Source organism: Stenotrophomonas sp. STEN031, assembly GCF_056759975.1.
Genome location: NZ_JBRREA010000016.1, coordinates 87,113 through 95,831 on the forward strand (window position 1 = coordinate 87,113; position 8,719 = coordinate 95,831).

Annotated in this window: 7 protein-coding genes; 6 read left to right on the forward strand and 1 reads right to left on the reverse strand. The window is 64.0% G+C overall.

Annotated elements, in window-relative coordinates; all coding sequences use genetic code 11:
* The first annotated feature begins 67 nt into the window (after positions 1–67).
* The 5 genes from ACVOLQ_RS09850 to ACVOLQ_RS09870 all read left to right on the forward strand — a co-directional run bounded on the left by ACVOLQ_RS09850 (position 68) and on the right by ACVOLQ_RS09870 (position 6,763).
* Positions 68–1,522, forward strand: coding sequence for a C40 family peptidase (locus tag ACVOLQ_RS09850; protein ID WP_481527858.1), 1,455 nt, complete (start codon positions 68–70; stop codon positions 1,520–1,522).
* A complete protein-coding gene (locus ACVOLQ_RS09855; protein ID WP_313171055.1) occupies positions 1,519–2,616 on the forward strand; it encodes a dipeptide epimerase in 1,098 nt (365 codons plus the stop codon). The genes ACVOLQ_RS09850 and ACVOLQ_RS09855 overlap by 4 nt, the downstream gene beginning before the upstream one ends.
* 1,154 nt (positions 2,617–3,770) lie before the next feature.
* Positions 3,771–4,619 carry a MurR/RpiR family transcriptional regulator gene (locus ACVOLQ_RS09860; RefSeq protein ID WP_481527859.1) on the forward strand — a complete coding sequence of 283 codons (849 nt, stop codon included), beginning with the start codon at positions 3,771–3,773 and terminating at the stop codon, positions 4,617–4,619.
* Positions 4,620–4,686: 67 nt separating this feature from the next.
* Positions 4,687–5,418, forward strand: a complete 732-nt coding sequence (locus ACVOLQ_RS09865) for a L,D-transpeptidase family protein (RefSeq protein WP_481527864.1) — start codon at positions 4,687–4,689, stop codon at positions 5,416–5,418.
* 52 nt (positions 5,419–5,470) lie between these two features.
* Positions 5,471–6,763, forward strand: coding sequence for a dicarboxylate/amino acid:cation symporter (locus ACVOLQ_RS09870; protein ID WP_313171059.1), 1,293 nt, complete (start codon positions 5,471–5,473; stop codon positions 6,761–6,763).
* A 42-nt stretch (positions 6,764–6,805) separates the two neighbouring features.
* On the opposite strand, the gene yiaA is transcribed toward ACVOLQ_RS09870, so the two are convergent.
* Positions 6,806–7,243: an inner membrane protein YiaA gene (gene yiaA / locus ACVOLQ_RS09875; RefSeq protein WP_481527860.1), complete on the reverse strand. Its 438-nt coding sequence runs from the start codon at positions 7,241–7,243 to the stop codon at positions 6,806–6,808.
* A 160-nt stretch (positions 7,244–7,403) separates the two neighbouring features.
* Here yiaA and ACVOLQ_RS09880 point away from each other — a divergent pair, with 160 nt between their 5' ends.
* Complete coding sequence (locus tag ACVOLQ_RS09880; RefSeq protein WP_481527861.1) at positions 7,404–8,558, forward strand: PQQ-dependent sugar dehydrogenase; 1,155 nt, start codon at positions 7,404–7,406, stop codon at positions 8,556–8,558.
* Positions 8,559–8,719: the final 161 nt, after the last annotated feature.

Below are 8,719 nucleotides of genomic sequence, written 5' to 3' on the forward strand. Positions count from 1 at the left end.
AATTTATTCTTGCTTTCGAAGGCGAAAGGAATAAGTATTCCTGAGCATCAACGAGGGGAGCTTCCCAATGCTTGCTTTGCCGCCGCTATCCCAGCGCCGACGCTTTGCCCCGCTGGCGCGGGCTTTGATCCTTGCCACGGCAGTGTGCGCCGGGCCGGCTTTCGCGCTGTCGCGGGCCCCCGTGGCCGCGATTGCTCCCACTTATGCCGGCATCATCGGCCTGGAAGAAGCCCTGCTGACGCCGCAGCCCTGGATCAGCAAGCTGCCCAATGCCGACGCGGTGATCCTGGACCGCGCCGCCATCGATGCGCAGAACGCCCGCATGCGCCAGCTTGATGCTTCCATCATCGACCTGCACAAGCTACCCACGCTACTGCCACAAGTACTGGTCCGCGAGCAGATCAACGGCATTTCCAAGGCCCCGAGCCGCCCCCTGTACGATGTCCATGGCAAGCTGGTCACTCCAGCCCAGCTGCAAGCGGTGACCGCCAACCTCAGCCTGGATGCGATCCCGGCCACGCGCCCGATCCAGTACGGCCTGGTGGTACACCGCGCCGCGCTGCGCGCCTTCCCCACCGAGCTGCGCGTATTCAGCAGCCAGGGCGATACCGATATCGACCGCTTCCAGGAGTCGGCGCTGTTCCCCGGCGACGCCGTGGCGGTGCTGCATGAGAGCGCCGACGGCAAGTGGGTATTCGTCGCCAGCGAACGCTATGCGGCATGGATGGAAAAGCGCTTCGTCGGCATCGGCAGCGCCGAACAGGTATTCGGCTACGGTGCCAGCGGCCCGTATCGGGTGATCACCGCCGGCAAGGCGTTCACCGCACACACCCCGGAAGAGCCGCGCGTCTCCGACCTGCAGTTGGAAATGGGCGTGCGCGTGCCGGTGCTGGCCGACTGGCCGGCCATGGACCCGGTCAACGGTCAGCAGGCGCATGGCGGCCATGTGATCCAGCTACCGGTGCGCAATGACGACGGCAGCCTCGCACTGGTGCCTGCGCTGCTGCCGCGCTCGCAGGAATCGTCCAGCGATTACCTGCCACTGACCCAGGCCAACCTGATCACCCAGGCCTTCAAGTTCCTTGGCGAACGCTATGGCTGGGGTCATTCCTATGACACCCGCGATTGCAGCGGCTTCGTCTCCGAGATCTACCGCAGCTTCGGCGTGCTGCTGCCGCGCAATACCAGCGCGCAGGCAATCAGCCCGGCCTTGAACCGCGTGCCGTTCACCGACAAGGACAGCAAGGCCAAACGCAACGAGGCCATCGCCAAGCTGCAGGTCGGTGACCTGGTGTACATCCCCGGCCACGTGATGATGATGCTCGGCGAAGCCAATGGCATGACCTGGGTGATCCACGATACGTCCGGTGGCAGCTGGTTCGATGCCAGCGGCAAGCGCGTGCATGCCAGCCTCAACGGCGTATCGGTGACCCCACTGCAGCCGATGATGGCCAGCGACACCGCCAGCTATATCGAACGCATGACCAACATCCAGCGCATCCGCCTGCAAGACACCAAATGAAGATCACCGACATCGAACTTGGCATGCTCCGCGTGCCGCTGAAAACCCCGTTCAAGACCGCGCTGCGTACCGTGGAAACGGTGGAAGACATCGTGGTGATGGTACGCACCGACACTGGCCACACCGGTTACGGCGAGGCGCCGGCCACCGCGGTGATCACCGGCGACACCCACGGCTCGATCATCGAAGCCATCAACACCTTCATCAAGCCCCGCCTGATCGGCGAGGACATCAGCAACCTCAACCGCATCTGCGGGCTGATCCAGACCTCGCTGGAGCGCAACACCAGCGCCAAGGCGGCGGTGGAAATCGCCATCTACGATCTGTGGGCACAGCTGCACAAGGCACCGCTGTACCAGATGCTGGGCGGCGGCGACCCGGTGATCACCACCGACATCACCATCAGCGTCGACTACATCGACAAGATGGTGGCCGATTCGCTGTCAGCGGTGGAGCGCGGCTTCGAGTCGCTGAAGATCAAGGTCGGCAAGGACATCGGCCTGGACATCGAACGGGTCAAGGCCATCCACGCTGCCGTTGAAGGCCGCGCACTGTTGCGCCTGGATGCCAACCAGGGCTGGACCGCCAAGCAGGCGGTGTACGCGATGAACGTACTGGAGAACGCCGGCGTCGTACTGGAGCTACTGGAACAACCGGTGAAGGCAGCGGACATCGCCGGCATGAAGTACGTCACCGAGCGCGTCAACACACCGGTGATGGCCGACGAGAGCGTGTTCAGCCCGCACCAGGTGTTCGACCTGATCCAGCAGGGGGCGGCCGACATCATCAACATCAAGCTGATGAAGACCGGCGGCATTTCCAATGCAATCAAGATTGCAGATATCGCTTCGTTGTACGGCGTGCCGTGCATGATCGGCTGCATGCTGGAATCCAGCATCAGCGTGGCGGCAGCAGTGCATCTGGGCGTGGCCAAATCAGGCGCTATCAGCAAGGTGGATCTGGACGGGCCGTCGTTGAGCCAGTTCAATCCGGTGGTGGGTGGTGTGATCTTCAATGAATCGGAGATCAGCATTACCGACGCGCCGGGCCTGGGCATCATCGAGGTGCGCGGGCTGGAGATGATCAAGCCGTGATCACGCAGGCGGCAACCGGTCTCTCCTCGGTTGCCGCCGCCGTGATCGCGCATGCGCAAACAACAGCACCGGCAAAGCCCGGTGCTGTTTTGTTTTGGCAGGAGCGCCCCTATCAACGCATGAAGCTGGCTTCAGCTTCGGCTGTCGCCCCCTCCCTTGCGCGCAGCGCAGGGGAGGGTCGGGGAGGGGTAGCTTCTGCTTTTGCTTCTGCTTTTGCTTCTGCTTCTGCTTCTGCTTCTGCTTCTGCTCCGGCTCCGGCTCCGGCTCCGGCTCCGGCTCCGGCTTCTGCTGTTGCTGTTGCTGTTGCTGTTGCTCCAGCTTTTGCCCCACCGGGTCCCCTTCCGCAACGACGCAGCCGCCGGACAGGACCCCGCAGGGGCGACGTGCATGGATGCACGTCGTTTTTCGACGAGACAGGGACGTCTCGTCGAAAAATCCCGGCGGCGGAGTGGACCCGCGACGCGCAGCGTCGTGGGCGCGTAGGCAGCGTGTGCTTTCTTTTGGTTAGCTTTTCTTTGCACAAGCAAAGAAAAGTAACTCGCTCCCCGAAGGGGAGTGAAAGCCCTTGCTTTGACTTTGACTTGCCCTTTGGCACCTCCAAAGCAGCTGCAACGGCAACGGCAAAACCAGAATCAAAAGCTTTCACCCTCCTTCGGGGCGCGAGCGCACCTTTGTTTGCTTGTGCAAAGGAACGTGGCCCAACGAGGCGCCTTTTCAACAGCCGAATGGCTGGTCAAGCACACCCTGCCTCCGCGCCTTCCGCGCTGCGCGCTCCAGGTCCACTCCGCTGGCAGGATTTTTCGACGATACATCCCTGTATCGTCGAAAAACGACGCACATCCCTGTGCGTCGCCCCGTTCGGGGTCCTATCTGCCAGCTCCGTCGCTGCGGAAGGGGCCCCGGTAGATCAAAGGCAACAGCAACAGCAACAGCTACCCCTCCCCAACCCTCCCCTGCACTTCGTGCAAGGGAGGGGGCTGGAGCAACAGCAGAAGCAAAATCAAAAGCAAAAGCAAAAGCAAAAGCAGAAGCAAAAGCAGAAGCTCCCCCTCCCCGGCCCTCCCCTGCGCTGCGCGCAAGGGAGGGAACGACGCATTGCTCCGCTTGCTTGCGCAATCCCTTAAAGTCATCAGCAGATAAACACCCATACGCCCATGCCACCTCTGGTAAAAATCCGCTCCGAACGCGAACAGATGTCGGCCATCGAACGGCGCATCGCCGACTTCATCCTCGACAACGCACACCTGCTGCGCGACTACTCCTCGCAGCAACTTGCCAATGCCTTGGATATCAGCCAGTCCAGCGTGGTCAAGTTCAGCCAGAAGCTCGGCTTCAAAGGCTATCCGGACCTGAAATATTCAGTCGGCGCCGCCGTCGCCGCCGCAGGCAACGGCGAAAGTACCCGTTGGCCACCGGAAGACCAGCCAGGCGGCTACCTGCTGATCGCCGAGACCCTGCGCCGCGCCAAAGTGGCGGCCGAAGAAGAAACGATGGCCGCCAACCCGCAGGCCGATGTCGAGGCCATCATCGGCTTGATCGATACCGCGCCCAAGGTCTTCATCTACGGACTCGGTGACGATGGCCTGTACGCGCGCGAATTCGCCATGCGCCTGTCATTGCTCGGCTTCCTCACCGTGCAGCATGCCGACCCCATCCTGATGACCGCCAACCTCTCGGCGGCCCGCCCCGGCGACGTGCTACTGGTGTTCTCCGAGTTCGGCAAGCTGCCACAGCTGTGGCAGTTGTCGCGGCAGTTCCAGGAAGTCGGTGGCAAGGTCGTGTCGATCACCCGCCACACCGCCAACCCCCTGCGTGCACACGCCGATGCGGCACTGGCCATCTGCGCGCATGACCCGCAGCCCCCCATCGCGCAGCTGCTGTACCGCAGTTCGCTGCAATACCTGCTGGATTTCGTGTTCGTACTGCTGTGCCAGACCAATCCTGATCGGCAGCGGCAGCTGGCATTGAACCAGGAACGCATCCAGCATCTGATCGACAACTGACCCAGGAGCCGGCGCCATGCTCAGCTTGTTACATCGAAACTTCCGTCACCTGCTGGGCAGCGCATTGATGCTGATTGCCCCGGTCAGCATCGCTGTGCCGCTGGCCACACCCATGGGCGAAGCACGCCAGCTGATCGTGGTCACTTCTGCCGGCTGGGACACACCCAATGGCCACCTGCAGGCCTTCGAGCGCACCGCCAGCGGCTGGAAAACCCATGGCGCGGGTTTCGATGTCAGCCTCGGCCGTAGTGGCAGCGCCTGGGGCATGGGCGTGCACCCGCAACAGGCAGATGGCCCGCAGAAGCGCGAAGGCGATGGTCGCAGCCCGGCCGGCATCTTCGCTATCGGCCCGGCCTTCGGCTATGCCGAACACATCAGCAGCGCCATGCCCTACCAACCGATGCTGGCCAGCAGCTACTGCATGGATGTACCTGCCTCGCCGCTGTACAACCAGATCGTCGATGCCGCCAAGGTCGGCGAAGCCGCGGTCAAGGGTTCCACCGAGGCCATGCGCCTGGACCTGCACAACGACGGCGACCGCCGTTACCGCGAAGGTTTCGTCATCGAGCACAACCCAGGTGCGGTGCCTGGCCAGGGCAGCTGCATCTTCGCCCATCTGTGGCGCCAGCCCGGCGAAGCGACCGCCGGCTGCACGGCAATGGAACCAGCGCGCATGTCGGCCTTGCTGGCTTGGTTGTCTCCCGACGCCAAGCCGCTGTTCGTGCTGCTGCCCGACGCCGAGTACCAGCGCCTGCAGCGCAGCTGGGATCTGCCCGCACTTCCAGAAACCACTCGTTGAGCATTTCTCCGTTACCAGGCATCTTCCCTTCCTTTAGCCAGACCTTCTCTTCATGACCGACAGCGCACCCGCAAAAACTTCCAAGGTCTCCGCGCCCGTCAAGGTGCTGATCGCGCTGGTGCTGGCCGCCATCGTCGGCCTGGCATTGACCGCCTACGACCAGACGCTGGCGCTGAAGATCGCCGACGTGCTGCGGCCGATCGGCCGACTCTGGCTCAATGCGCTGCAGATGACGGTAGTGCCCCTGGTCACCGCATTGGTGATCGTCGGCGTCAATACCGCCAGCAATGCCGCCGCCTCCGGGCGTACCGCCCGCAACGCGATCATCGTGTTCCTGATCCTGTTGGTCGGCTCGGCCGCTTTCTCCGCGGTGATCACCCCGTTCCTGCTGGACCTGCTGCCACGCGACGCCGACAACATCCAGGCCTTCCGCGACGCGTTGCGCTCGCCGACCACCGCAGCGACGCCGCTGAGCGCCGCGCAATGGATCAGCTCGCTGATTCCCAGCAATGCACTGGCGGCAGCCGCCTCCAGCGCGATGCTGCCCCTGGTGGCCTTCGCCATGTTCTTCGGCTTTGCCCTGAGCCGGCAGGAACCGGAACGCCGCGACCGCATCCTGGACATCATCCGCATCATCGCCGACACCATGATCACCATCGTGCGCTGGGTGCTTTGGGCGGCACCGGTGGGCGTGTTCGCGCTGGTCTTCGTGGTCTGCGCCGAGGTCGGCATGAGCATCATCGGCGTGCTGGGCTATTACATCGTGCTGATGTGCGTGATCTACATCCTGATCACCCTGCTGCTGTACCTGGTTGCCCGCTTCGCCGCCGGCGAGCCATTCGGTCGTTTTGCCCGCGCATTGGTGCCGGTACAGGTGATTGCCGGCAGCACGCAGTCCTCGCTGGCCTCGCTGCCGGCCATGATCGACAGCGCACGCAACCGCCTGGGCTACCCACCGGCGCTCACTTCGCTGGTGCTGCCAATGGCGGTATCGCTGTTCCGCATCACCAGCCCGGCGCAATACATCGCCGTGGCCAGCTTCATTGCCTGGCTGTACGGCATTGATGTGCATGCCTCGCAGTACGCAGTGGCGGTGTTGCTGGCAGCGGCGATCAGCATGGGTTCGACCGGCCTGCCCGGCCAGGCCAACTTCATGACCAACAACATGCCGATCACCCAGAGCCTGGGCCTGCCGGTGGAACCGCTGGGCGTGCTGCTGGCGGTGGATACCATCCCCGACGTGTTCTGCACCATCGGCAATGCCACCGGCGGTGTCACCGCAACCGGCATCGTCGCCCGGCACACGGCACAGCACCCGGAGCAGGACCCGGGCAGCGACAGCTGATCGGCTGCAGCCACTCCCGCCATAGGCGGGAGTGGCATTCACTCACTCCTGCGGCGGCAGCGGCGGGGTGTCGTAGGCCGCGTCGGCCGCCATCACGTCGCGGGTGTTCTTCTGCACCGCCACGGCGCCGAACAGCGACAACGCGAACGACATGCCGTAGAAGCCCTTCTCGCTCAGCAGCAGGGTCGCGTTCCACAAGCCAACCAGCAACAACAGCAGCGCACACAGCAGTGCGAACCAGCACAGGCTGTAATACAGGCTGCTCACCGGGATGTTCTCCAGGCGGTCACGCACGCTCTTCTGCAGCGACACCGCCGAGAACAGGCCGAACAGCAACAGGGTCAGGTAATAGCCTTTCTCGTTGAGCAGCATCTCGGCGTTGAACAGGCCAACCAGATACGCCACCGCCCCCAGCAGCAAGGCCGTCCACGCAGCGGCAATGAACGCGCCGGACGGGCGATAGATCTGATGTTTCGTCATGAAAACTCCTTTTTTGTGGAACCACGAGCCCAGTATCCGCGGGCACTCGGCCGCTACGGTAAGCGATTCCATGCGGCAGGCCCATCCCCCGAACGGGCAGCATCGGTCGCCATGGTGTAAAACCCTGCACTGGTATCGCTTACCGCTTCCGGAGACCTCCATGCCCCGTACCCTCCTGCTCAGCATGACCCTGGCCCTGGCCCCCGCCCTGTTCACCAGCGCCTGTGCGGCCGACCCCGACCCGGCAGCAGAAGCGGCCGTGAAGCCCGCGCAGTGGCCGTTCACCGCCACCGAAGCCGCCCGCTTCAACGAGCCCTGGGCGATGACCTTCCTGCCCGACGGCAGTCTGCTGGTCACCGAGAAGGGCGGCAAGCTGGTCCATTTCTGCCCGGCCAGCGGCAAGCGCGGCGACATCAGCGGCGTACCCACCGTGGCCCACGGCGGCCAGGGCGGCTTTGGGGATGTTGTTGTCCATCCGCAATTCGCCAGCAATGGCCTGGTCTATTACAGCTATGCCGAAGACGGCACGGATGACACCCGTGGTGCGGCCGTCGCCCGCGCCAAGCTGATCTTGAATGCCGACGGTAGCGGCACGTTGAGCGACGCGCAGGTGATCTGGCGGCAGACGCCCAAGGTCAGCGGCCGAGGCCACTACGGCCACCGCCTGGCATTCGGCCCGGACGGCAAGTTGTGGATCAGCTCCAGCGAACGGCAGAAGTTCGACCCGGCGCAGGACATGAAGACCAACCTGGGCAAAATCATCCGTCTCAACGACGATGGCAGCGTGCCGGCCGACAATCCCTTCGTAGCGCAGGGCTCGCCCGCTGACCAGGTATGGTCGCTGGGCCATCGCAGCGTGCTCGGACTGGCCTTCGACGCCAACGGCAAACTGTGGGAACACGAGATGGGCCCGAAGGGCGGCGATGAGCTGAACCTGATCCAGCGCGGCGGCAACTATGGCTACCCCATCGTCTCCAACGGTGACCACTACGACGGCCGCACCATCCCCGACCACGACACCCGCCCCGAGTTCATCGCCCCGGTGGTGACCTGGCGGCAGGTGATCTCGCCGGCCGGCTTCATCATCTACAACGGTGCACTGTTCCCGCAGTGGCAGGGCAGCGGCTTCATTGGCGGGCTGTCGTCCAAATCGCTGGTGCGTGTTGCCTTCGATGGCGACAAGGCCCGCGAAGCCGAGCGCTTCGACATGGGCAACCGCATCCGCGAAGTGGAGCAAGGCCCGGACGGCGCCCTGTGGCTGCTGGAGGATGGCGCCAACGCGAAACTGCTGAAGCTGACGCCGAAGGCCGGTTGACGCCCGCTCCCTGTAGTGCCGAGCCATGCTCGGCAAGGGGCCTCACCGGTAAAGCTTCATCTGTAGTGGGGGGGGCGGGGAGGCCGCGGGGGGGGGGGGGGGCGAGCGCCCCCCCCGCCCCGCCGCCGCGAGACAAACTAGACTCAGCGGGGGGGCCCGCC